The sequence below is a fragment of the Planotetraspora kaengkrachanensis genome (assembly GCF_016862895.1).
Taxonomy (GTDB): Bacteria; Actinomycetota; Actinomycetes; order Streptosporangiales; family Streptosporangiaceae; genus Planotetraspora; species Planotetraspora kaengkrachanensis.
In genome coordinates this window covers 129,605-152,135 of sequence record NZ_BONV01000035.1, presented here as the reverse complement: position 1 = coordinate 152,135, position 22,531 = coordinate 129,605, and the positions used below count along the sequence as shown (strand labels likewise).

Below are 22,531 nucleotides of genomic sequence, written 5' to 3'. Positions count from 1 at the left end.
GATGAGGGCCGCGGTCGTGCCTCACGCCGGTGGTCGCCTTCCCTCCATCAGCGGCAGCCGAAGAACGAACCGGGCGCCGTGGGCGGAGTCCTCGATACGCAGGGTCCCCCGGTGGGCGTGGGCGATGTCGCGGGAGATCGCCAGGCCGAGTCCGCTGCCGGCCGCATCGCGGCGGCGTCCGTCTTCCAGGCGGACGAACCGCTCGAAGACCTGCTCACGGTAGGCCGGTTCGATGCCGGCTCCGTCATCGGTCACCGCCACGACCGCCAGGCCGTCGCCGGACGTGACGCATACGATCACGCCCGACTCCGCGTGGCGTCGCGCGTTGCTCATCAGATTGCTCAGCAGCCGGCTCAGCTGGGTCCGTGACCCGTGTACCCGGACGTCCCCGGTCACCCGAACATCCACCGGCACAGGGTGGGAGGTCGTCCGCGCCTCCTCCGCCACCAGCGCGCCCAGGTCGATCACCTCATGGGGCGCCGACTCGCCGCCGCGCAGCCGGGCGAGCAGCAACAGGTCGTCGATGATCGCCTCGAGCCGGTCGGTGGTCGACAGGGCTCGCTGAATCGTGTCGCGTGGATTGACGTGATCGGGGTAGAGCAGAGCCTCCTCCAGCTGAACCCGCAGGCCGGCGATCGGGTTGCGGAGCTCGTGGGACGTGGTGGAGGCCAGTTGGTACTGCCGTTGAACCGGGCGCAGTGACCGGCCCGTCACCCGCCACGTCAGCCATCCCGCCAGGACGGTCATGATGAACGCGGCCGCCGCGATGACGTACTCGAGGTCGTGCGTCGCCAGAATCGACGGCTCCACCGCGCCCGCGTACACGACGGGGGAATCGGCATTGGGTGAGATCCTGTCGGCCGTCAGCAGGACACACCGCTTGCCTTGAGGGCACTCGGTCCACCGTCGCAAACGGTCGCCGGGCTCCGGCCTGAATCTGCTGAGGCGCGCCCGCCCCGTCTGAGGGCTCGAACTCGTGATCCTGCCCCGGGCGTCCACCACTTGGACCAGGTCTACGTCGTCGGAAACGGGAATGGGGCGCGGCACATGGTCGCTCCGCACCTGCGCGCTCCACTGGAGGGCGGTCCTTTCCACGCTGAGGAACGCCTCGTCTCGAACCCTGTAGCGGACCGCCAGGTCCATGCCGGCGCCGAACACCACAACGATCATGAGGACGAGCAGCGTCACCACCGTCGCGTAACGCACTTGAATGACACACAGCGACGGCACCGCGTCATCGTCTCCCCGCGCGCCCGACCGGCTCTTCCGAGCAGCCGACGGCCACACACCATGGGCGATCTCGGCTGGGTGTCTCATCACGGCTGTGTCTTTCACGCTGATCACTGATCCACACGGACAATGGGCGGCTCAGCAGCGGCCGGTCCGCGAGTTCCTCCTCGCGTAGCCGCCGCCTCCTTTCCTGGAACATCGCCTGCCGCCCGTACAGCCCCGGCGATCCGTCCAGTACGACTGACGTGACCGAACTGGGGATGACGACCGGCCGCCGGCACCTGGCCGTACAGGCCTGACCAAAATTGGACGATATCGTCCACTTAACTTGGAGTTACCCACATTTGTCAAACCGACATATGGGGCAGCCCCGGATGTGCCGTGCCGCCGCACCAGGTCCGGACGACATGGGCGACGAGCTCTGATGGAGGATGGCGCGGCCCGCCTGTCTTGCGATCACATCGGCGATCAGGGTGATCACAGTTGCCGGGGTCGCGCCCGATCCGCGCCGTTCAGGTCGTCGCAGACGGGAAGATTTGACAGAATTCACACATAATCACAAAATGGACGAAATCGTCCATTGGAGACAGCGGCCTGGCGCGAGCACACCAGGTGGGAGCCGGCCACGATCTGATCGGCCGGAGAACGCGCCATCACTGCGGCGCGTGACGGCTGAGTGCCGGTCGATCATCCGCCAGTCGCGTCATCGGTATCCGGGCAGCGCGCCGGGTAGCGGATGGGAGCGCGAATATGAGAAGGGCCTTCGGTCACGAACCCGAGGCCGCATGTCTCGATGCCGGCTCCCACGGAGCGGGCCGTCCCGCCGGAGCATGCGCGTCCTGCCGCATTCTCCGCCTGGCGGCCCTTCGGCCGTTCGTCATCGCCGGGGCGTTCTGCATCGTGGTTCCAGTGGCATGGACCAGGTGGCGTGCGCGGGCCGGGGTCCTTGAACGGCTCGACCATGCGGACAAGCGCGCCGAACGAGCGCTCGACAGGCAACGGCAGTTCGCCGTGGACGCCGCACACGAACTACGCACACCTCTCGCCGGGCTGCGCCTGCAACTGGAAGACGCCCAGATGCATCCGGACGACACCGACCTGCGAAATCTCCTCGATCACGCTCTCCATGACCTGGGCCGGGTGCAGAACATCATCACCGACCTGCTCCTGCTGGCCGGGCTGGAGACGGGCGCCCAGACCACGATGGAAGAGATCGACCTCACGGCTCTGGTCCGGGAGGCGGTCGCCCACCGCCAGGGCGTGCAGGAGGTGCGGTTTCACCTCGATCCCGCGCTGAAGATCCGCGGCGTGCCATCGCACATCACTCGCCTGCTCGCCAATCTGCTCGACAACGCCCAGCGTCACGCCGCACGGACGATATGGATCGACCTGCGCCGCAAGGGCGACAGCGCCGAACTGACCATCGCCGACGACGGAGCCGGCATCGCCCCGACCGACCGCGAGCGGATCTTCCACCGTTTCGTCCGCCTGGACTCGGCCCGCAGCCGTGACTGCGGAGGCACCGGCCTCGGCCTGGCCATCGCCCGCGACATCGCCTCCGCCCACAACGGCAGCCTCCACGTCGAGGACTCCGCCTCCGGTGGTGCGTGCTTCGTCCTCCGGATGCCCCTGACCACGAACCGCTGATCAACGCCGCGAGGGACATTCGGCGACCCGGCTCCTTCATGGTCCTGCAACTGCCGTACATGAGGGACGCGACCACTCAACGGGCCGGCGGGAGTCACACGGAAAACGTCACCCCGGTCAGTTCCTCTGAGATCGTCCACAGCCGGCGCTGGGCGGCCATGTCGTAGGACCGCGCGCTCGACTCCACCACTTTCGGGTGTCCCCTGCTCTCCTGGAATCCGTCCGGACCCAAATACTGGCCGCCCTGAACGGTCGGGTCGGTCGCGGCGCGCAGCGAGGGCAGCGCCCCCATCTCGGCAGGCTGGATCAGCAACGGCCGGACAAGCGCGAACAGTGCCCGGAAGTACAGGGGCTGGCGCGCCACCGATGTCCTGGACCCACCGGTGTCGGATCCCCCGGGATGAGCCGCGACGGCGACGGTCTCCCCCGTTCCGGACAACCTGCGCTGGAGTTCGTAGGTGAACATCAGATTGGCCAACTTGGAGTTTCCGTACGCGGCGACCCGGCTGTACTCACGGGTGTTCCAGTTGATGTCATCGAAGTCGATCGGTCCGCCCTGCCGGTGCCCCGCACTGCTGACGGTGACCACGCGAGAGCCGGGAATTCGCAGCATCCTGTCGAGCAGCAGTCCGGTGAGAGCGAAGTGGCCGAGATGGTTCGTGCCGAACTGCATCTCGAAGCCGTCCGCCGTGGTCTTTCGCGGGGCGTACATGATGCCGGCGTTGTTGATCAGAAGGTCGATGCGATCACGGGTGGCCCGCAGTTCGTCGGCGGCCGCGCGGACTGAAGCCAGCGAAGCGAGGTCGAGATGTTGCACCGTGACGTCTGCACCGGGGGTGACCGCGATCTCGGCTGCGGCCCGTTTGCCCCTGTCCATGTCCCGTACGGCGAGGACCACGGACGCTCCTCGCGCGGCGAGCACCTTGGCGGTTTCGAAACCGATGCCGGTGTTGCCTCCGGTGACCACGGCGACGCGACCCCGCTGATCGGGCACGTCGGCGAGGGTCCACCGCTGTCGGGGCATGGTTCCTCCAGATATAATCGGGGCGCTCGTTCCGGTTAGGAACATACCGGAACGCACGCCCCGGTTGTCAAGGAGACCCGTTGTGACTGAGAAATCCCGGCCGCTGCGCGCGGACGCCGCCCGCAACCGCGCTCGCGTGTTGCAGGTCGCCTACGAGACGTTCGCCGAAGAGGGCGCGGGCGTCCCGATCGACGAGATCGCCCGCCGCGCGGGAGTGGGTGCGGGCACGGTGTACCGGCACTTCCCCACCAAGGAATCGCTGTTCCAGGCGATCGTGGCCGACCGGTTGCGGCAGGTCGTCGAGCGGGCACGCGAACAGGCGACAACCGACCCGGGAGAAGGGCTGTACGCGTTCCTTTTCCAGATGGCCGAACAGGGCGCGACCGACCTGGGGCTAACGGAGGCCTTCGCGGGAATCGGCTTCGACCTGGCGGCGGCCCTGCCCGACGCCGAGAAGGAGTTCACGGGGGTGATGACCGAGATCCTCGCCCAGGCCCAGCGTGCGGGGACCGTGCGGCCCGACCTGGATGTGGCCGACATCAAGACTCTGATCGTCGGCCTGCAGGCGATGCGGCGCTTCCGCGGCGACAGCGAGTTGATGCGCCGCGTCTACCCGGTGATCCGGGCCGGCCTGGCCGCGCCGGACTCGGCCGACGCGTCCCCCGCAAGCGGCACGGCACAAACCTCTTGATTAAGGCGCGAGCGGCATGACCTGGCTCAACGAGACGATCCGCGGTCGGCACATCAGTCTGACCACCTTCCGCGGGAACGGCCGGCCCGTCCCCACCCCGGTCGGGTTCGTCGTCGACGGCGACGAGTTGTTCGTGCTGACGGCACGGGACAGCGGCAAGATCAAACGACTCCGTAACAACACGTCCGTCGTGGTCTCACCGTGCGACGGCAGGGGGCGCATCGCCGAGGGCGCACCGAGCACGAGGGGCACGGCCCGGCTTCTGGACGAGACGGAGACGGCCCGAGTACGAAGACTCATGTCGCGCAGGTACCCCGCGGCTCGGTTGGTGTTCTGGTGGAACCGGTTCCGCGGTGACCGTGACCGTTGGGTCGGAATCGAGGTGACGCCATGAGCATTCAGCCGTGGGCTGGACCGAACCCACATCAACTATCATCACAAAGGCATCCTTTGTGATCACTGCCAGAGCTCAGGCGCAGGACTTCGATCCGGCCAGGGCCGCTCACGGCGGCTTCGGGCTCACGGTGACCGATTGGCTCTGCCGAAGTCGTAGTAGTCCGAGCCCAGAGATCTGTTTTGCCTGCCGTGTGCCGTCGGCAGCTTGATCGGCACCCATGCACTGACACGCCCTGCCGGCAGGCCGGAGCAAGGAGGGAACACGGTGTCCAGGCGCATGAGCACTCCGTCGGCGGCGCAGATCCGTTGGATCAACGCTGCCGCGATCTACGAGGCCATGCGTGCGCGGGAGTCCTGCACTGCCGGGGATCTCATGACGGCCACCGGTCTGTCCCGCCCGACCGTCCACACGACGTGCGACTGGCTCATCGCCCAGAATCTCGTGGCCGAGGTGGTCTCCGATCTCGTCCAGGACGCGCAGCCGGGCCGCCCCGCCCGCCGCTACCGGATCAACCCCCGCGCCGGGTTCGTCCTCGCGCTCGACATCCGGGAGAGCCGGGTCACGGGGGCCGTCGCCGACCTGACCGGCGGGATCTGCAGCGAACTGTGCCGCGACATCGCCGCCGACCCGAGCCTGCGATCACAGGCGGCCGTCCACGGGCCGTCGATCGCCCACGAACTCGTCGAACTCGCCGGTATCGATGCCGGCTCGGTGTGGCAGGTCTGCGTGAGCATCCCCGCGCCCGTCCAGTCTCGTGAGTACGCCCCTTCGACCGCCGCCCAGTATCGGGCGGACACCCGGGACGTGATCACTGAGCTCGAGCAAACCCTCCCGTGGCCGGTGGTCGCCGAGAACGACGCCAACCTGGCGATGATCGGCGAACAGTGGCAGGGCGCCGCACACCACCACGACAACGCCGTGCTTCTCGACGTGTGCGAGCACGGCTTCGGGGCCGGGCTCATCGTCAACGGCCGCCTCGTGCGGGGCAGCAGCGGCCTGGCCGGCGAGATGACGTCCGTCGACCTGCTGTCCGGAATGGGTCCCGCCGGAGGGGTGGCGCGCAAGGTGGCCCAGCTTGGAGCCGAGGCGGTCCGCGACGCCTCCGGTACGGGTCCGTCCCCGGCGCAGACGGGGGCGCTCTTCGACCTCGCGCACGGCGATCCCGAGCAGGTGACGGACGAGATGGTGTTCGCCGCACTCGACGTCGGCGACCCCGCCGCACGGAGAATCGCCGACCAGGTGGGCGCGATCGTGGCACGTCCCATCGCGATGCTGGCCACACTGCTCGACCCGGAACTGGTCGTCATCTGCGGACTGTCGGCCGAGGCCGCCGACCGGCTCATGCCACCGATCGAAGAGCAGACGCTGGAGCTCTACCGCAGGCTCGCCGCCCCGCCGCCGCGGCTCGCGCTGTCGGCCCTCGGCGGCAGGGCCACCGTCATCGGCGGAGTGCGCCGCGCGCTCAACGAGGTAGAGGGCCGGCTCTTCGGGTCACCTCACAGCGACCGCTGGCCGGCCACGGCCCTTCGCGCCGCCGACGCTCAGTAGTCGCCGGGTCCACCCTCCACTTCAGGACGCCCCCGCGGGCGGGCCTTCGATTCCTTCCGTACGCACCTGATCCACGGGCGCGGGATGTCCCTTCCGGTCCCGGCTTACGGGCGGACTCCCATGACGCGGACGCCGTCCGCGGGCAATGCCGGCCAGGCCGCCGTGATCTGCCCTGGCCATTCGCCATTCCGACCGTTGACGCCCCGATCTACGTGGGGCTATGGTATCGAAAAACCTTTAATAAATACCCCTTCGTAACATTGCGGTAACACCCCTTCAGTACTTCACAACACGACCGAGGCAGTCGGCATCGGGACCCACGAACAGACGCGGACCCTCCGCGGCGTCGAGGACGCCGCATACGAGACGCCCGCTCATGGGCGACCCCTCGCCCCCGGCGCTCACACCGGGGACGCCTCGCCATACCAAGAAAGACTCCAGTGAGACAGAACAAGCCGAACATCGCCGTTGCCGCCCCGCCTCTCACGGCGCCGGCCTCCCACAGTCGAGGCCCCACCGGACGGATCGCCTGGCCCAAGCGCTCGGGGCGACCAGGCTGAACAGGTCCCAGTTCGGCCTGATGGACCGGCACCGGATCGGGGCTCGCCGCTGCATGGGCCCGGATCCTCGACGCCGGCCACAAGATCAGGCAAAAAAACAGACATTAATGATGTAAACGTGACAATTGACACCCAAGCTTCTTGAATAGGAAGCTTGAACGCGGCCGAGCTCCAGCCACCGTAATCGGCGGCGGGTCCCCCCTGGCCGTGCTCCCGTCTCACCGGTCCCGCCGGTCCGTGACCTGGTCGGCGGCCTGTCGGCCCGATGGTCCATGGCCACGTGGTTCGCGGACCAGCCGGTGGCGGCGCGGCTGGAGATCCCACGCCAGGCCGGAGTCCGCGCCCGGCGGTCGACGAACTTGTCCATCCCTCATATCAGCCATCGCTGATCGATCATCCTGACCCGCGTCGCCTGGGAGGGCGGAGCGGTCCCTTCCGGAATTAGTGAGGAACAACCGTGCTCACACGCAAGCCCTACGTCTTCGCCGTCGCAGGCGCTCTGATGTTCGCCGCCGCGGCCTGCGGCAGCAGCGACGACTCGTCCGCCAGCGGGTCCTCCGGCGGAGGCTCGGGCTCGATCACTTACTGGGCGTCCAACCAGGGCACGAGCCTGGAGAGCGACAAGCAGATCCTCCAGCCGGAGCTCGACCGGTTCACCAAGGAGACGGGCATCAAGGTGAACCTCGAGGTCGTGCCCTGGTCCGACCTGCTCAACCGCATTCTGGCCGCGGCCACCTCCGGCAAGGGCCCCGACGTCGTCAACATCGGCAACACCTGGTCGGCCTCGCTGCAGGCGACCGGCGCGTTCGTCCCGCTCGACGACACCCAGCTGAACGCCCTCGGCGGCAAGGCACGTTTCCTCGGCCCGAGCCTCGCGGCGACGGGCGCCCCCGGACAGCCCCCCGTGGGCGCGCCCCTGTACAGCACGGCCTACGCCCTCTACTACAACAAGCACATGTTCAAGGACGCCGGCATCGCCGACCCGCCGAAGACCTGGGACGAGCTGGTCGCCGACGGCAAGAAGCTCACCAAGGACGGCAAGTGGGGCCTGGCCGTCGAGGGCGCCAGCGTCAGCGAGAACGCCCACATGATCTTCACGCTCGGTCAGCAGCACGGTGGTGACCTGTTCGACGGCTCGGGCAAGGCGCAGTTCGACTCGCCGGCGAACGTGGCCGCCGTCAAGCAGTACCTGAACTTCATCGCCTCGGACAAGATCACCAACCCGAGCGACGCCGCGTACTCCAACGGCACCGAGGCACTTCAGGACTTCATCGGCGGCAAGGCCGCGATGGTGATGTGGCAGTCGGCCAGCGGCACGCTGAAGACGGGCGGCATGACCCCCGACGACTACGGCGTCGCGCCGATCCCGCTGCCCGACCCCTCCTCGGGCGGCAGGCAGATCGACAGCATGGTCGGCGGCATCAACATCTCCGTCTTCGACAGCGCCGCCAACAAGGACGGCGCGCTGAAGTTCGTGAAGTTCATGACCAGCAAGCAGACGCAGCAGGACCTCAACAAGGCCTACGGCTCGCTGCCGACGGTCACCGACGCCTACGACGACCCGGCGTTCCAGACGCCGGAGATCAAGACGTACCAGCAGATCCTCGCCAACACGGCCGCGCCGCTGCCCCAGGTCACGAATGAGAGCCAGTTCGAGACGCTGGTCGGCAACGCGATGAACCAGCTGTTCGCGGACGCGGCCAGCGGCAAGCCGATCACCGACGAGACCGTGAAGGCCAAGCTCACCGAGGCCAACCAGCAGATGACGAACTGAGCCGACGTGCTCCGGGGTGCCGGGCGGTGGATGTCCACCGCCCGGCACCCGTGCCTGACCACGTAAGAGTGAAGATCGAAAGGACGTCCATGGTCGTGTCCGCCACGTCCCGGCCCGGCGGGGGGCGGGGATCAGGAGACCCGGGGGGGCCTCCGCCACCATCCGGTGCCGGAAGGGGCCGGGCCACCGCCCGGCTGTCGGTGAGGCTACGCCGTGTAGGCCTGCCGTACCTGCTGATCCTCCCCGCCCTCGTGCTGGAACTGCTCGTCCATCTGATCCCGATGGTCATCGGGATCGGCATGAGCTTCATCAAGCTCACCCAGTTCTACATTCGGAACTGGTCGGCGGCCCCCTCAGCGGGGTGGTCGAACTACCACTTGGCGGTGGACTTCAACGGCCCGGTCGGCCGCGCGCTGCTCCACTCGTTCTTCGTGACGATCACGTTCACCGTGGTGACGGTCGCGCTGTCCTGGTTCCTCGGGATGGCCGGAGCCGTGCTGATGCAGGGCGAATTCCGTGGGCGTGGCTTCCTGCGCGCGTTGTTCCTCGTGCCGTACGCCCTCCCCGTCTACGCCGGCGTGATCACCTGGAGCTTCCTGCTGCAGCGCGAATCGGGGCTCATCAACCACGTGCTGGTGGACCAGCTGCACCTGTTCAGCGACAAGCCCTTCTGGCTCATCGGGCAGAACAGCTTCTTCTCCATCATCGTGGTGTCGCTGTGGCGCTGGTGGCCGTTCGCCTTCCTGGTGCTGATGGCGGGCCTGCAGAACATTCCCCAGGACCTGTACGAGGCGTCGGCGATCGACGGCGCGGGATGGACGCGTCAGCTGCGCAAGATCACGCTTCCGATGTTGCGCCCGGTCAACCAGGTCCTGGTCCTCGTCCTGTTCCTGTGGACCTTCAACGACTTCAACACGCCGTACGTGCTGTTCGGGAAGACGGCGCCGCAAGAGGCCGACCTGATCTCGATCCACATCTACCAGAGCTCGTTCGTCACCTGGAATTTCGGCACCGGCTCGGCCATGTCCGTGCTGCTTCTGCTGTTCCTGCTGCTGGTCACGGCGGTCTACCTGCTCATCACCTCGCGGAGGAGGAGCGATGCGTGACCCCAGATGGCTGAAGTGGGTGCGCATCATCGGGCTCGGCCTGCTCGGCCTGTTCACGGTGCTGCCCATCTACGTCATGATCACGTCGTCGATCAAGCCGCTGAAGGACGTCCAGGGGGACTTCCACTGGATCCCCACGACGATCACCTTCAGCGCCTTCCGCGACATGTGGTCGACGGTGCCTCTCGCGCACTACTTCGTCAACAGCCTCATCGTGTCGACCATCGCGTCGGTGATCTCGGTGGTGGTCGCGATCTTCGCCGCCTACGCCGTCAGCCGCTTCAAGTTCGCCGGGCGCAGGGTCTTCTCGATCACGGTCCTGTCGACCCAGATGTTCCCCGGCATCCTGTTCCTGCTGCCGCTCTTCTTGATCTACGTGAACCTCGGCAGCGCGATCGGCGTGGACCTGTACGCGAGCCGCACCGGGCTGATCATCACGTATCTGACGTTCTCACTGCCGTTCTCGATCTGGATGCTGGTCGGCTACTTCGACTCCATCCCCGTCGCGCTCGACGAGGCGGCCAAGGTCGACGGAAGCGGGCCGGTCGGCGCGCTGATCCGCGTCGTGATCCCCGCGGCGACCCCCGGCATCATCGCCGTCCTCATCTACGCGTTCATGAGCGCGTGGGGTGAGGTGCTGTTCGCCTCGGTCATGACCGACGAGTCGAGCCGGACGCTCGCCGTCGGCCTGCAGGGATACGCCACGCAGAACAACGTCTACTGGAACCAGATCATGGCGGCCTCGCTGGTCGTCAGCATCCCGGTGGTGGCCGGGTTCCTGCTGCTCCAGCGTTATCTCGTGCAGGGGCTCACCGCCGGCGCGGTCAAGTGACCCGTCCCGATCCGCACGACCCGATCCATCACCGCACTTACGGCACAACCAGGGAGAACAACACCATGAAGTCGCACGGGGGCGACGGCCCGGACCTCGCTGCCTTCGGAGGGGACTTCGTCTGGGGCGTGGCCACCTCGGCCTACCAGATCGAGGGCGCCGTCGACGAGGACGGCCGACTTCCGTCCATCTGGGACACCTTCAGCCGCGTGCCCGGCGCGACCGACGGAGGCGACACCGGTGACGTGGCCTGCGATCACTACCACCGGTGGCAGGAGGACGTCGGCCTGATCAAGCAGCTCGGCGTGGACGCCTACCGGCTGTCGATCGCCTGGCCTCGGGTCGTGCCCACGGGCTCGGGAGCCGTCAACGCCAAGGGACTGGCCTTCTACGACCGGCTCGTCGACGCGCTGCTCGAGGAGAACATCCGGCCGTTCGTGACTCTCTACCATTGGGACCTGCCGCAGGCGCTCCAGGACGAGGGCGGCTGGCCACGGCGGGACACGGCCTACCGCTTCGCCGACTACGCCGGCGCCGTGGCGGAGGCGCTCGGCGACCGCGTCGCCGACTGGACCACGCTGAACGAGCCGCTGTGCAGCTCGTGGATCGGTCACCTCGAGGGCGCGATGGCGCCCGGCCTGAAGGACCTTGAGGCCGCCGTGCGCACGTCGTACCACCTGCACCTGGGCCACGGGCTGGCCACGCAGGCCATCCGAGCCGTCGCCAAGAGGTCGCCCTCCGTCGGCATCGTCAACAACCTCAGCCCGATCGAGCCCGCCACGGACGGCGACGCGGACCGCGCCGCCGCCCTGCGCATGGACGGGCACGTCAACCGGTGGTGGCTCGACCCCATCCTGGGCCGGGGCTACCCCGAGGACATGGTCCGGGTGTACGGCGTCGACCTGCCCATCCAGGACGGCGACCTGGAGACGATCGCCCAGCCCCTCGACTACCTGGGGCTGAACTACTACTTCCGGCAGATCGTGACCGACGACCCCGATGGGCCCGCGCCGTACGCGCGGCAGGTGCCGGTGCCGGGCGCGACGACCACCGCCATGGGCTGGGAGGTGAACGCGGACGGGCTGGAGCAGCTGCTGCTCCGCCTGACCCGCGAGTACGGCGCCGAGCGGATCTACGTCACCGAGAACGGCTCGGCCTGGGACGACGAGGTCACCGCCGACGGGACAGTCGAGGACCCCCAGCGGGCCGCCTACCTCGAGGACCACCTCGCCGCCTGTGCCCGGGCCGTCCGTCAGGGCGCACCCCTGGCCGGGTACTTCGCCTGGTCGCTCATGGACAACTTCGAGTGGGCCTACGGCTACGCGAAGCGGTTCGGCCTGATCCACGTCGACTACGAGACCCAGGTCAGGACCATCAAGGCCAGCGGTCACCGCTACGCCGAACTGATCCGCGCCGGCAAGGACCCGCACGTGGGCTGAGCCCCCGTCAGGTCGTTCCGTGGTCCGTCAGATCAGGCATGCTCTGACGGGCCACGGGAACAGTGGCCGGCGCCGGCGTTCGACCCGGCATTGAGCGACCAGGAGCAGTTCCATGGACAGATACCTTCTGCCGGAACAATCGGCGGAGTTGTACGTGCTTGATGTGAACACGGGTGACCGGAGGCTGGTGTACCGGTCGTCGGACCTGCTGTTCGAGGCACCCAACTGGAGCAGCGACGGGCGATGGCTCGTCGTCAACGCCGACGGGCTCCTGTTCCGTCTTCCCGCATCCGGCGGAACCGAGCTGGAACAGATCGACCTCGGCGGTGTGCCGCCGATCAACAACGACCACGTTCTCAGCCCGGACGCCGCGACTGTTTATGTGTCGGCCGAGGACGGTCATATCTACGCGGTGCCCATGGCGGGAGGCCACCCCCGGCGCGTGACGAACGACCACGGACCGGATTTCGCCCACTACCTGCACGGGGTCTCTCCGGACGGCACGTCATTGGCGTACATCGGGTTGCGACGTCGCGACGACCGGCCGCCCGTCACCAACGTGTACGTCATCCCCGTCGCCGGCGGAGCCGATCAGCAGTTGACGGACGACGGCTTCCCCGACGACGGATCGGAGTTCGGACCCGACGGCCGGTGGATCTACTTCAATTCGGAACGTGCGGCCTCCGTTCCCGGCCACGCACAGTTGTTCCGCATCACAACGGATGGATCGACGACGGAGCAGCTCACCGGCGACGAGCGGGTGAACTGGTTTCCACATCCGTCTCCGGACGGCACGCGGATCGCCTACATCAGCTTTCCGCCCGGCACGCTCGGCCATCCGGCGAACGTCGATGTGATCGTCCGGATGCTCGATCGCGACGGTGTCCACGATCTCGTCCACCTGTTCGGCGGCCAGGGGACGATGAACGTGCCGAGCTGGGATCCGACCGGCGACTCGATCGCCTACGTTGCCTATCCCCTGGGCGGCGACACCGGAGACGAGGACTGACCGTCGACGTGCGGGCCCTTCCGGCTGCCGACGGCCGGTTCGCGCTCATCGGCACGAGCGGATGTGTCGCCGGGCGACACATCCGCTGATCGGCCGCTCACTTCCCGGTCGGCTCCAGCACGAAGACGGGGATCTCACGGTCGGTCTTCTGCTGGTAGTCGGCGTAGGGCGGATACGCCGCGACCGCCCGCTCCCACCAGGCCGCCTTCTCCTCGCCCGTCACCTCACGGGCCGTCATCTCCTGACGCTGGGGCCCGTCCTGGAGCTCCACCGTGGGGTGCTGCGTGAGGTTGTAGTACCAGACGGGGTGCTTGGGCGCTCCGCCCTGCGAGGCCACCACGGCGTACCGGCCCTCGTGCTCGACGCGCATCAGCGGAGTCTTGCGGATCTTGCCGCTCCTGGCGCCCAGACTGGTGAGGATGATCACCGGCATGCCGGTGTCCAGGAGGGTCGTGCCCCGGGTACCGCCCGAACTCTCGTACAGCTCGACCTGGTCCCGTACCCACTGCGCCGAACTCGGTTCGTACTCTCCTTCAAGAGCCATGACATCCGTCCTATCTCGCGTACAAGTACTGTCACGTTCGTGGTCCGACGGTGCCGCCGAACCTCGCATTCAACACCAGCCGGCCATGCTTTCATCCGGAGCACGCACCCCGGACGCCATGACGTGTCTTCCCTGTTCACGAGTCATCGAGTAGGCGCAGGGCCGACTCCAGGAGCGGTTTGTCGATCATCTGCCCGCCGACCCGGACGGCTCCGCCCTCGCCGGCCTTCTCCAGCAATCGGCGGGCCCAGGCGAGTTCGGCCTCCGTGGGGGTGAACGCCTGGTTGACCGGCTCTATCTGGCGTGGGTGGAGGCAGAGTTTGCCCCCGAAACCCAGCCTGCGTGCCCGGTGGGCGTCCGCGGCCGCATGGGCCGGGTCGTCCAGGTCGGTGGTCACCCCGTCGATCGGCGCCGCGATCCCCCGGGCACGCGACACCACCACCAGACGGGATCGGGCGTAAACGAACTCGTCGTCGGTCGCACCGATGTCGAGGCCGAAGTCGACGTTGCCGAAGGCGAGCCGGACCACGTTCGGATGGGCGGCGACGAGTGACGCGTTCTCCAGCCCGGCGGCGGTCTCCACCAGTGCGACCACCGGGCTCCGAATCCCGTCCAGCGCATCCGGGGTCTCGGCCTTGGGCACCATCACGCCCAGCAGGCCGGGCCGGCCGGCGATCGCGGCGAGGTCGTCGTCGTGCCACGGGGTGCCCGCCCCGTTGACCCGCACGTATGCCAGGTGCCGGATCAGCGCGTCCGCGACGGCCGCACGAGCGGCGGGCTTGTTCTCCGGCGCGACGCCGTCTTCGAGGTCGAGGACGCCGACGTCCGCACCGCTCGCGGCCGCCTTGGCGAACCGGTCCGGGCGGTCGCCGGGCGTGAACAGCCAGGACCGTTCTCTCATGGTCGTTCCATCGTTAGCAGCACCTGCCAGGAGCGCTCAGTCGCGAGCGAGGCCGAGCAGCAGGCCGTCGGCGGACACCGCGGGGCTGCTGGTCAGGAACAGCGGCGTACCCGCCTCGGGCGCGCGGACCTCGGCGAACACCTCTCCCCATACGTCGCTCATGGTTCCGAGCAGCCCGCCCGCCGGCACGGCCTCCCCCACCGTCACCGCGGGCTGCCACCAGCCGGCCTGGTCGGTGCGCAGCCAGTGCCAGCCCTCGTGCCGGCGGGCGTCGCGCACCGGCCACGGATCGCCGTCCAGCACGCCGATGGACCTGGCGATGTTGGTCAGCCCGGCCAGGTGCCTGTCGACGGCAGCCCGGTCGAGCAGGCCGTTCTGACCGGATTCCGCGATGACCGCCGGGATGCCGGCGTCCGCCGCGGCCGCGGCCGTGCTGCCCGCCACCGTCCGCTCCACCGCGACCTGCCGGACGATGTGCCCCGCGCCGTAGGCCAGGGCGAGGTCGAGCGAGACCTCCTCAACCGGCGAGGCCTCGAACATGGTGAACGGCTCGAGCGCCTCGGGCAGGTCGCCGGCGTGCATGTCGACCAGGTAGTCGGAGCCGAGGACGAACGTGGTGAAGACGTGGTGGGCGAGCACCTCGGTGAAGGTGCCATGGGGGTCGCCGGGGAAGCTCCGGTTCAGGTTCTTGCCGTCCGCCGGGACGACGAACGGCGTCCTGGCCCAGAACCCCGGCACGTTCAGCAACGGGACGGCGACGATCCGCCCGGAGACGGCGCTCACGTCGAGATCCCGCACGAATTCGCGGACGGCCGCGATCGAGGCGTACTCGGCGCCGTGCACGCCGGCCAGCACCGTGAGCCGCGGCCCGTCGCCGCGACCCTCGATGTCGAAGTACGGAATGTCGAGCCCGTCGAGTCCGGGCAGGCTCAGCAGCCGGCGAGTGATCATCGCTTCACCTCGAGATCCGGCAGGGCCTCGGCGATGAAGTCGCGCATCGTCCGCTGGAACAGCTCCGCCTCCTCGAACTGCGGCGAGTGCCCGGACTTCTCGAAGATCACAAGCTCGGACTTGGGGATGAGCGAGGCGATCGTCTCCGACGACGACACCTGGGTCACCCAGTCGTGGCGGCCCACGGTGACGAGAGTGGGGCAGGTGACGGACGGAAGCTTCGGCTTGACGTCATAGATCGGCGCGTTCTGCTGGAAGCACCAGTTGTGCGCCTCGTGACGGTAGATGCCGGCCTCGACTCGAGCCGACGCCGTCACCGGGTCGTACTCGAAGTCGTACAACGGGATCAGCTCGGCCCAGCGGGCCTTCAGATCCTCGTCGTCGTGGATCCGGCCGGTCCAGTACCGCTCGTAGTTCTCCCAATCGAGCTCCACCCGGGTCTGCCTGCGTGCGTTCTCGTGGGCGAGCTTCAAGTTGTTCCAGTCCGGCGAGGTGTCGCGCAGGATCATCGCGCGCACCCGGTCCGGATACGCGATCGCGTACTCCATGGCGATGAACCCGCCGTAGGAGCCACCTGCGATCACGATCTGGTCCGCCCCCGCCCACTCGCGCAGGGCGTCGACGTCCGCGGCCCACTGCGCGTGCGAGTACGGCGGGACGCCCTCGCTCAGCCCGCAACCCCGGGCGTCGAACACGATCACGCGGAACAGGTCGGAGAGCGGGCCGAAGGTCGACTTCGGCTCTGCCAGCGAGCCGATGCCTCCGCCGCCGTGGTGTGCGATCAGCACCGGGGCGCCCTCCTCGCCGAGGACCTCGACGTTAAGGCGCGCTCCGTTGATGTCTACGAACATGGTCACTCCTCACTGTTTGGCGCCCGGTCAGGCGGCCGCCGAATCGATCCAGGCGTTGACGACCTGGTCGAGCACGCCGAGCGGGATCGCGGCGTTGCCGAGCACGGTCCCGTGGAAGGCGCGGATGTCGAAGCGGGATCCGAGCCGCTCCTCCGCCAGGGTGCGCAGGCGGCGGATCTCACGTCGGCCGATCATGTACGCCAGGGCCTGGCCGGGCCAGGAGATGTAGCGGTCGATCTCGTTGCGGACGTTGGCGCGCGTGGTCGCGGTGTTGTCCCACATGAACCGCATGGCCTGCTGCCGCGACCAGCCCATGTGGTGCATGCCGGTGTCGACCACCAGCCGGCACGCCCGCAACGCGTCGAACGAGAGCATGCCCAGCCGGGCGAGGTCGGAGGTGTACAGGCCCATCTCGTCGGCCAGCCGTTCGCTGTACAGGCCCCAGCCCTCGACGTACCCGCACACCTCGGCGTCCAGGAAGCGCCGGTACGCCGGCAGATCCGTCAGCGTCTGCGCGGAGGCGATCTGCAGATGGTGGCCCGGTGTGCTCTCGTGGAAGGCCAGCGCCTCGTATTCGTAGGCGAACCGCTCCTCCGGGGCGACCGTGAGCACGCAGTGGGCACCGGGACGGGACCCGTCGCCGGCCGGCGGGCGGTAGTGCGCGAGCGCGGCGTTGCCGGCTTCGATCGGGTTGATCTCCTCGATGACGCAGTCGGCGATGTCGTACGTGGGGAACCAGTCGTCGCGGGCCTCCTCGGCGCGGCGCAGCGCGTCGGCGACCGTGTCGACGATCTGCGAACTGGCGCTGAAGCGCAGTGAACGGTCGTCCCGCAACCGGGAGAGGATCTCCTCCACGTCGGTCGTGCCCAGCGCCCGGCCGCCCAGCTCGGCCCACTCCTGCCGCAGCTCGGTGAGGCAGTCCAGACCTATCTGGTGGATCTCCTCCGGGCTGAGGTCGGTGGTGGTGTGCCGGCGCACCGCGTTGCGGTAGCCGTCCTCACCGCCGGGGACGAAGCGGATGCCCACCTGGTCGTCGGGCCGGGCCACCGGCAGCAGCTCATCCTCGATGCCGGCGAGCAGCCGCCGCATGGCCGGCCGTACGGACTCCTCGACGATCGAGGCCGCGCGGGCCCTGACCCGTTCGTGGTCGACGCCGTCGGGCAGGCGCGGGCTGAGCAGGGTGTCGTCGGCCAGGCTCAGCGCGAGGTGCCCGTTGAGCTGGTCCATGGCCTGGCCGACGCCGACGCGGGTCGGGATCCGCCCGTCCGCCTTGGCCTCCCGGTAGCGGTCGAGGACGGCGTCGAGGAACGCGGGCAGGGCGGCCAGTCGCTGGAGGTACTGCTCGACCGCCGGGGCGTCGGTGATGGACGCGGCCGGGACCGACATGAACATCATCGCCTGCGGCGCCGAGTAGCCGTCCGCGGACGCCGTCGTCTCCCACAGCGCGTGCTCGAGATCGGACCGCACGCCCCAGGCGAGCCGGCCGAGTACCGCGTGGTTGACACGGTCGGCCGCGTTGAGGCCGTCCGGGTCGATCTCCTGCAACCGCCGTTCGATGTCCGCGACCTTCGCGGCGTCGGCGGCGGCGCCCGCACGGCTGGGGTCGGGCACCAGGCCGTCGAAGCCCGAGACGCCGAGCATCGTGGCGCTGAACGGGTCTGCCGTGTGCTTCACCTCGAAGAACTCCGCGCTGAGCTTCGCGAGCCTGTCGTTCGGCTCGCCGCTCACCTGGACGGGGGGCTGGTCGTCGGTGGCCACTGGGTCCTCTTTTCTACCGGCCGGGTTCCTGATCGATTCCTAGGGGGCTGATGCGGGAGGGCGCGGTTCCGGCCCGCCCGCGGCTACGCCCAGATCCGCTGGAGCGCTCGGAGGATGTTGCCGCCCAGCACGGCGGCGATCTCGCTGTCGGAGAACCCTTCTCGCACCAGCCATCCGGCGATGTTGGCGAAGTTCTCCGTCGGGTTCTCCAGCCCGTCCACGTACTCCACCTTCGGGAAGGACGGGCCCGCGGGGGCCGCGGCGCCCACCTTCAGCAGGTGCCCGAAGACGGTGTGCAGGCCGACGTGGTCGCCGTACAGGGTGTCGGGCCCGAACGCGACGTGGTCGATGCCGACCAGATCGAGGCAGTACCGGAAGTGGTCCATCACCGACAGGATGGTGTGCCGGGGATGCGCCTCGGACAACGTCGTGTGGGGTGCCGCCGACATCCCGATGACGCCGCCCGTCTCCGCCACGGCCCGAAGGACGTCGTCCGGCTTCATCCGGGGCGTGTTCCAGACCGCACGGGCTCCGGCGTGCGTCATGAAGACCGGGCGCTCGCTGACCGCGCAGACGTCCAGGCCGGTCCGGTCGGAGGAATGCGAGATGTCGACGGCGAGGCCCAGTTGGTTCATCCTGGCGACCGCGCGTCTGCCGAAGTCGGTCAGGCCGCCGTCGGTGGTCTCGTTCAGGCCGCTGCCGAGCGCGTTCGCGTCGGAGTAGGCGATGCCGATCTGCCGCAGACCGAGCCCGTAGAGCACGTCGAGCCGGTCGATCTCGTTCTCGATCGGCGTGGCCGCCTCCAGACCGAACAGCAACCCCACCTTGCCGGACCGGTGGGCGTGTTCGATGTCGTCCATCGTCCGGATCACGATGACGTCGCTCTGGTGGGCGATGTCGGCCTGGCGCATGCCGAGGTCGGTGATGATGTCGAGCCAACGCCATGGCGCGTTGCCGGTGACGCAGGCCGTGCCGTCCATCATGTTGTCGAACACGACGGTCATGCCCGACGCGAGGAGCCCGGCGAACGCCGTGTGCTGCCGTCCCGTGCGGTTGTACTCCGGCGTCTGGCGCATGTCCGCGGGGAACCGTACGGGATGGTCGTGCAGGCTGATCACGATGGTGTCGCGCAGCAGCCGGCCGGCCCGTTCCCGCTCCTGCTCGCTCAGCCCGCCGCTGTACGGCGGAACGCGGCCGAACTCGGGGGCCAGGTCGAAGTCGGGGAGATCGGCACCCGGCCTGAGATAGCCGTACGACCGGTACATCAGGCCGATCCGTTCCGGATGACGGGAGCCAGCCGGTGCGGGCCGTCGGCGAGCAGGCGCCACAGGTGCTCCCAGGCGCGCATGCCCTCACGCAGCCGGGAGATCCGCATGAACTCGTTCGGCGCGTGCAGGTTCTCGTCCGCCGTGGAGAAGGAGAAGAACAGCGTCTTCGCGCCGAGCGCCTCCTCGAACAGCGCGGTGGCGGGCAGCGTCCCCGCGATGACGGCCAGCAGCACGTCCTGGCCGGGGTAGACGTGCGCGAGCGCCTCGGTGGCGGCGCGGATCGCGGGATGGTCCTCGGGGATCGTGTACGCGGGGACCCCGGCCTCCTCGGGCCGGACGGTGACGCGGACGCCGGGGACCTTCTGGGCGAGCACGTGGTCGGTGATCGCCTGGAGCACCCGTTCCGGTCGCTGGCCGGGGACGAGACGGCAGGAGATGTGCCCGGTCGCGATGTGCGGGATGACCGTGTACTTGCCTCCGGCCCTGACGCCGTTGATCTCCAGTGTCGGACGTTCCCACAGCCGTTCCAGGGTGCTGTAGCCCGCTTCGCCGAAGACCTCGTCCAGGCCGAGGCTGTTCCGGTAGCCGTCCTCGTCGAAGGGCACCGCCGCGATGGCGGCGCGGCGCTCGTCGGTCAGTTCGGGGATGCCGTCGTAGAAGCCGTCGACCGCGACCCGGCCGTCGGCGGCGTGCAGGCCGGCCAGGATTTCCGCCAGTGCGTGGACGGGGTTGGCGACGGTGCCGCCGAACCGGCCGGAGTGCAGGTCGGCGTCGGCCCCGGTGACCTCGACGTCCAGGGTCACCAGGCCTTTGGACGCGATCGACAGTGAGGGCTCACTGGGACGCCACATGGCTCCGTCCGCGGAGATCACCAGATCGGCCGCGAGCTCGTCGGCATGCGCGCGCACGTACTCCGGCAGGTGGGGGCTGCCGATCTCCTCCTCGCCCTCGAAGAGGAACTTGATGTTCAGCGGCAGCGCGCCCTCCTGCTCGATGAACGCCTGCGCCACCTTGAGCACGATGAACACCGGGCCCTTGTCGTCGGTGACACCGCGCCCGCGGATCACGTCGCCGTCGGTGACGAGCTCGAACGGCGGGGTCCGCCACTCGGCGAGGTCGCCCGTCGGCTGCACGTCGTAGTGGCCGTACACGAGGATGGTCGGAGCATCCGGTGCCCCCAGCCAGTCGGCCCGCACCGCGGGGTGACCCTGGGTCTCGACGACGCGCCCGCCGGCGAACGACAACTGCGCGGCGAGCCATTCGGCCGCGGCACGCATGGTTTCGTGAGTGGCGTCCCGGCTCACGCTCGGGACCGCGACGTAGGCGGCCAGTTCGTCGACGTACTCGGCGTCGGTCGCATCAAAAGAGAGCATGTCCACCATCAATCGAGATTGTCTGACCGGTTATCCAGGACGATTCCTCGGACACGAAGAACCGCACGCCGTGGGCGATGTCCTCTGGCCTGCCGAGCTTGCGTACGGCGATGCCCTCGACGAGCGCGGCCTGGCCCTGCTCGCCGTAGCTCTCCCACTGCTTGATCGTCGTGGGGTTGGACAGGACGAACCCCGGCGCGACGCAGTTCACCGTGATGCCGAACGGGCCGAGCTCGTGGGCCATCTGGCGGGTGAAGCCGATCTGCCCGGCCTTGGAGCTGGCGTAGGCCTGGATGCCGGTGAGGCTGACGCTGCGGCCCGCGCCGGAGGAGATGTTGACGATGCGGCCCCAGCCGCGCCGTTTCATGCCCGGCGCGACCGCCCGGGTGCACAGGAAGGTGCTGGTCAGGTTGGCTGCGACGACGGCGGCCCAGGCGTCATCGGTGATCTCTTCGATCGGGTGGTGCACCTGGCCGACGACCCCGCCGGCGTTGTTCACCAGGATGTCGACGTCGCCGATCTCGGCGAAGAAGGCGTTGACCGCGGACGAGTCGGTGAGGTCCGCGATGTCCTTGTCGACACCGTGCACCCGCACGCCTTCGGCCTCCAGGGCGGCGGCGATGGCCGACCCGATCCCGTGGGCCGTTCCGGTGACGACGGCGACCCTGTCCTTTTCCTCGCTCACTTGATCCATCCCTTCTCGAGCAGTTCGCGGACCTCGGCCACGCCGGCATCCCACACGGCCCGCATGTCGTCGTCACCGCGCTGGTAGGCCCCGCCCAGACTGCCGTCGGGGGCGAGTTCCTTCATCTCCCGCGCCGTCAGGTTCTCCACCAGCGCCCTGGGCAGCACGGGGGCGGCGCCGTCGGGGATCTCGACTCCGGCGACCCTGGTCCAGGGGAAGTTCTCCAGCCAGGAGCCGTGGAACTGGTCGTCGTCGAAGCGGCTCGCGGCCTCGGCCGTCCGCGGCGCGTTGTACCAGCTGTGGAACACGACCTGCACCCGGTCGGCCCGGGGCTGGGAGATCCATTCGCGGATGAGTCCGGCCACGGGTGCGTTGCCTCCGTGGCCGTTGACCACCGCGATCCGCCGGAAACCCTGGGAGGCGAGGCAGTCGAGCAGGTCGCGAACCACCTCGATGTAGGTGGAGATGCGCAGGCTCATGGTGCCCGGGTACTCGGTGAAGTACGGCGCCATGCCGAACGGCAGGACCGGCAGGACCGGCACACCGAGCGGCTCGGCCGCCTCCACCGACACCCGTTCGGCCAGCAGCGCGTCCGTCCCGAGCGACAGGTACCCGTGCTGCTCGGTCGAGCCGACGGGTAGCACGATGCGGTCGTCGCGCCGGAGGTAGTCGGCGATCTGCATCCAGTTGCTGTCGAAGACCCGCACCGGTCCTCACGCTCCGTTCTGGTCGTCCCGTGAAACGCCCGCACATCCGGCTTGCGAAGTGAAAGCCGAGTCGATCTCCTGACTAGTCATCTGTAAGGGGATCTGGGTCCCATACTAACCATTCGCCCCACCTTCATCACCAATCACCCCTCAAATGCTTATCTGATCATCTGGGCTGCGCACGCCCGAACGACCACCGCCGTCACGGGAATGCCGGTGTGTTCACCCTCATACCG

The 22,531-nt window shown here is 68.6% G+C and carries 20 protein-coding genes; 9 read left to right on the top strand and 11 right to left on the bottom strand.

From position 1 onward, the window contains the following. Window positions 1-21 precede the first annotated feature (21 nt). Complete coding sequence (locus Pka01_RS30530) at window positions 22-1,206, bottom strand: sensor histidine kinase (protein ID WP_203886384.1); 1,185 nt, start codon at window positions 1,204-1,206, stop codon at window positions 22-24. A 933-nt stretch (window positions 1,207-2,139) separates the two neighbouring features. On the opposite strand from Pka01_RS30530, the gene Pka01_RS30525 reads away from it, so the two are divergent. Continuing rightward, window positions 2,140-2,877: a sensor histidine kinase gene (locus Pka01_RS30525; RefSeq protein WP_203886383.1), complete on the top strand. Its 738-nt coding sequence runs from the start codon at window positions 2,140-2,142 to the stop codon at window positions 2,875-2,877. Window positions 2,878-2,971: 94 nt separating this feature from the next. On the opposite strand, the gene Pka01_RS30520 is transcribed toward Pka01_RS30525, so the two are convergent. Next, window positions 2,972-3,901: an SDR family NAD(P)-dependent oxidoreductase gene (locus tag Pka01_RS30520; RefSeq protein ID WP_203886382.1), complete on the bottom strand. Its 930-nt coding sequence runs from the start codon at window positions 3,899-3,901 to the stop codon at window positions 2,972-2,974. Window positions 3,902-3,983: 82 nt separating this feature from the next. Between Pka01_RS30520 and Pka01_RS30515 the strand changes: the two genes are divergently transcribed. From Pka01_RS30515 to Pka01_RS30480, 8 genes are all read left to right on the top strand, one after another. Beyond that, window positions 3,984-4,592 carry a TetR/AcrR family transcriptional regulator gene (locus Pka01_RS30515; RefSeq protein ID WP_239115568.1) on the top strand — a complete coding sequence of 203 codons (609 nt, stop codon included), beginning with the start codon at window positions 3,984-3,986 and terminating at the stop codon, window positions 4,590-4,592. A gap of 16 nt (window positions 4,593-4,608) precedes the next feature. Next, window positions 4,609-4,986 (top strand): PPOX class F420-dependent oxidoreductase, encoded by a 378-nt coding sequence (locus Pka01_RS30510; protein WP_203886381.1) that lies wholly within the window; start codon window positions 4,609-4,611, stop codon window positions 4,984-4,986. Between the two features lie 267 nt (window positions 4,987-5,253). Further along, entirely contained in the window at window positions 5,254-6,537 is a 1,284-nt protein-coding gene (locus Pka01_RS30505) for an ROK family transcriptional regulator (RefSeq protein ID WP_203886380.1), read from the top strand. A gap of 1,017 nt (window positions 6,538-7,554) precedes the next feature. After that, entirely contained in the window at window positions 7,555-8,871 is a 1,317-nt protein-coding gene (locus Pka01_RS30500; RefSeq protein ID WP_203886379.1) for an extracellular solute-binding protein, read from the top strand. 200 nt (window positions 8,872-9,071) lie between these two features. Continuing rightward, window positions 9,072-9,977 (top strand): carbohydrate ABC transporter permease, encoded by a 906-nt coding sequence (locus Pka01_RS30495; RefSeq protein WP_239115566.1) that lies wholly within the window; start codon window positions 9,072-9,074, stop codon window positions 9,975-9,977. Continuing rightward, entirely contained in the window at window positions 9,970-10,809 is an 840-nt protein-coding gene (locus Pka01_RS30490) for a carbohydrate ABC transporter permease (protein WP_203886378.1), read from the top strand. Before Pka01_RS30495 ends, Pka01_RS30490 begins: the two co-directional genes overlap by 8 nt. Before the next feature lie 65 nt (window positions 10,810-10,874). After that, window positions 10,875-12,248, top strand: coding sequence for a GH1 family beta-glucosidase (locus tag Pka01_RS30485; RefSeq protein WP_203886377.1), 1,374 nt, complete (start codon window positions 10,875-10,877; stop codon window positions 12,246-12,248). 112 nt (window positions 12,249-12,360) lie between these two features. Continuing rightward, window positions 12,361-13,257: a TolB family protein gene (locus Pka01_RS30480; protein ID WP_203886376.1), complete on the top strand. Its 897-nt coding sequence runs from the start codon at window positions 12,361-12,363 to the stop codon at window positions 13,255-13,257. Between the two features lie 97 nt (window positions 13,258-13,354). Here the strand turns inward: Pka01_RS30480 and Pka01_RS30475 are convergent, their stop codons facing one another. The 9 genes from Pka01_RS30475 to Pka01_RS30435 form a co-directional block, all read right to left on the bottom strand. Then, the gene (locus tag Pka01_RS30475) at window positions 13,355-13,801 is read right to left on the bottom strand and encodes a nitroreductase family deazaflavin-dependent oxidoreductase (protein ID WP_203886375.1); all 447 of its coding nucleotides are present in this window, start codon (window positions 13,799-13,801) and stop codon (window positions 13,355-13,357) included. A 136-nt stretch (window positions 13,802-13,937) separates the two neighbouring features. Continuing rightward, window positions 13,938-14,702, bottom strand: coding sequence for an HpcH/HpaI aldolase/citrate lyase family protein (locus tag Pka01_RS30470; RefSeq protein WP_203886374.1), 765 nt, complete (start codon window positions 14,700-14,702; stop codon window positions 13,938-13,940). Between the two features lie 36 nt (window positions 14,703-14,738). After that, window positions 14,739-15,653, bottom strand: a complete 915-nt coding sequence (locus tag Pka01_RS30465) for a succinylglutamate desuccinylase/aspartoacylase family protein (RefSeq protein WP_203886373.1) — start codon at window positions 15,651-15,653, stop codon at window positions 14,739-14,741. After that, window positions 15,650-16,504 (bottom strand): alpha/beta fold hydrolase, encoded by an 855-nt coding sequence (locus Pka01_RS30460; RefSeq protein WP_203886372.1) that lies wholly within the window; start codon window positions 16,502-16,504, stop codon window positions 15,650-15,652. Before Pka01_RS30460 ends, Pka01_RS30465 begins: the two co-directional genes overlap by 4 nt. A gap of 27 nt (window positions 16,505-16,531) precedes the next feature. Continuing rightward, the gene (locus Pka01_RS30455; RefSeq protein ID WP_203886371.1) at window positions 16,532-18,262 is read right to left on the bottom strand and encodes a DUF885 domain-containing protein; all 1,731 of its coding nucleotides are present in this window, start codon (window positions 18,260-18,262) and stop codon (window positions 16,532-16,534) included. A gap of 83 nt (window positions 18,263-18,345) precedes the next feature. Beyond that, window positions 18,346-19,527 (bottom strand): dipeptidase, encoded by a 1,182-nt coding sequence (locus Pka01_RS30450; RefSeq protein WP_203886370.1) that lies wholly within the window; start codon window positions 19,525-19,527, stop codon window positions 18,346-18,348. Then, window positions 19,527-20,903, bottom strand: a complete 1,377-nt coding sequence (locus Pka01_RS30445) for a dipeptidase (protein ID WP_203886369.1) — start codon at window positions 20,901-20,903, stop codon at window positions 19,527-19,529. Before Pka01_RS30445 ends, Pka01_RS30450 begins: the two co-directional genes overlap by 1 nt. Then, window positions 20,890-21,588, bottom strand: coding sequence for an SDR family NAD(P)-dependent oxidoreductase (locus Pka01_RS30440; RefSeq protein ID WP_203886368.1), 699 nt, complete (start codon window positions 21,586-21,588; stop codon window positions 20,890-20,892). The genes Pka01_RS30445 and Pka01_RS30440 overlap by 14 nt, the downstream gene beginning before the upstream one ends. Then, a complete protein-coding gene (locus Pka01_RS30435) occupies window positions 21,585-22,295 on the bottom strand; it encodes a creatininase family protein (RefSeq protein ID WP_203886367.1) in 711 nt (236 codons plus the stop codon). Before Pka01_RS30435 ends, Pka01_RS30440 begins: the two co-directional genes overlap by 4 nt. Window positions 22,296-22,531 lie beyond the last annotated feature (236 nt).

Coding starts and splice junctions, on each gene's coding strand:
- Pka01_RS30520 (WP_203886382.1), bottom strand. CDS start 3,901: ATGCCCCGACAGCGGTGGACCCTCGCCGACGTGCCCGATCAGCGGGGT.
- Pka01_RS30510 (WP_203886381.1), top strand. CDS start 4,609: ATGACCTGGCTCAACGAGACGATCCGCGGTCGGCACATCAGTCTGACC.
- Pka01_RS30490 (WP_203886378.1), top strand. CDS start 9,970: ATGCGTGACCCCAGATGGCTGAAGTGGGTGCGCATCATCGGGCTCGGC.
- Pka01_RS30485 (WP_203886377.1), top strand. CDS start 10,875: ATGAAGTCGCACGGGGGCGACGGCCCGGACCTCGCTGCCTTCGGAGGG.
- Pka01_RS30480 (WP_203886376.1), top strand. CDS start 12,361: ATGGACAGATACCTTCTGCCGGAACAATCGGCGGAGTTGTACGTGCTT.
- Pka01_RS30475 (WP_203886375.1), bottom strand. CDS start 13,801: ATGGCTCTTGAAGGAGAGTACGAACCGAGTTCGGCGCAGTGGGTACGG.
- Pka01_RS30470 (WP_203886374.1), bottom strand. CDS start 14,702: ATGAGAGAACGGTCCTGGCTGTTCACGCCCGGCGACCGCCCGGACCGG.
- Pka01_RS30465 (WP_203886373.1), bottom strand. CDS start 15,653: ATGATCACTCGCCGGCTGCTGAGCCTGCCCGGACTCGACGGGCTCGAC.
- Pka01_RS30460 (WP_203886372.1), bottom strand. CDS start 16,504: ATGTTCGTAGACATCAACGGAGCGCGCCTTAACGTCGAGGTCCTCGGC.
- Pka01_RS30450 (WP_203886370.1), bottom strand. CDS start 19,527: ATGTACCGGTCGTACGGCTATCTCAGGCCGGGTGCCGATCTCCCCGAC.
- Pka01_RS30445 (WP_203886369.1), bottom strand. CDS start 20,903: ATGCTCTCTTTTGATGCGACCGACGCCGAGTACGTCGACGAACTGGCC.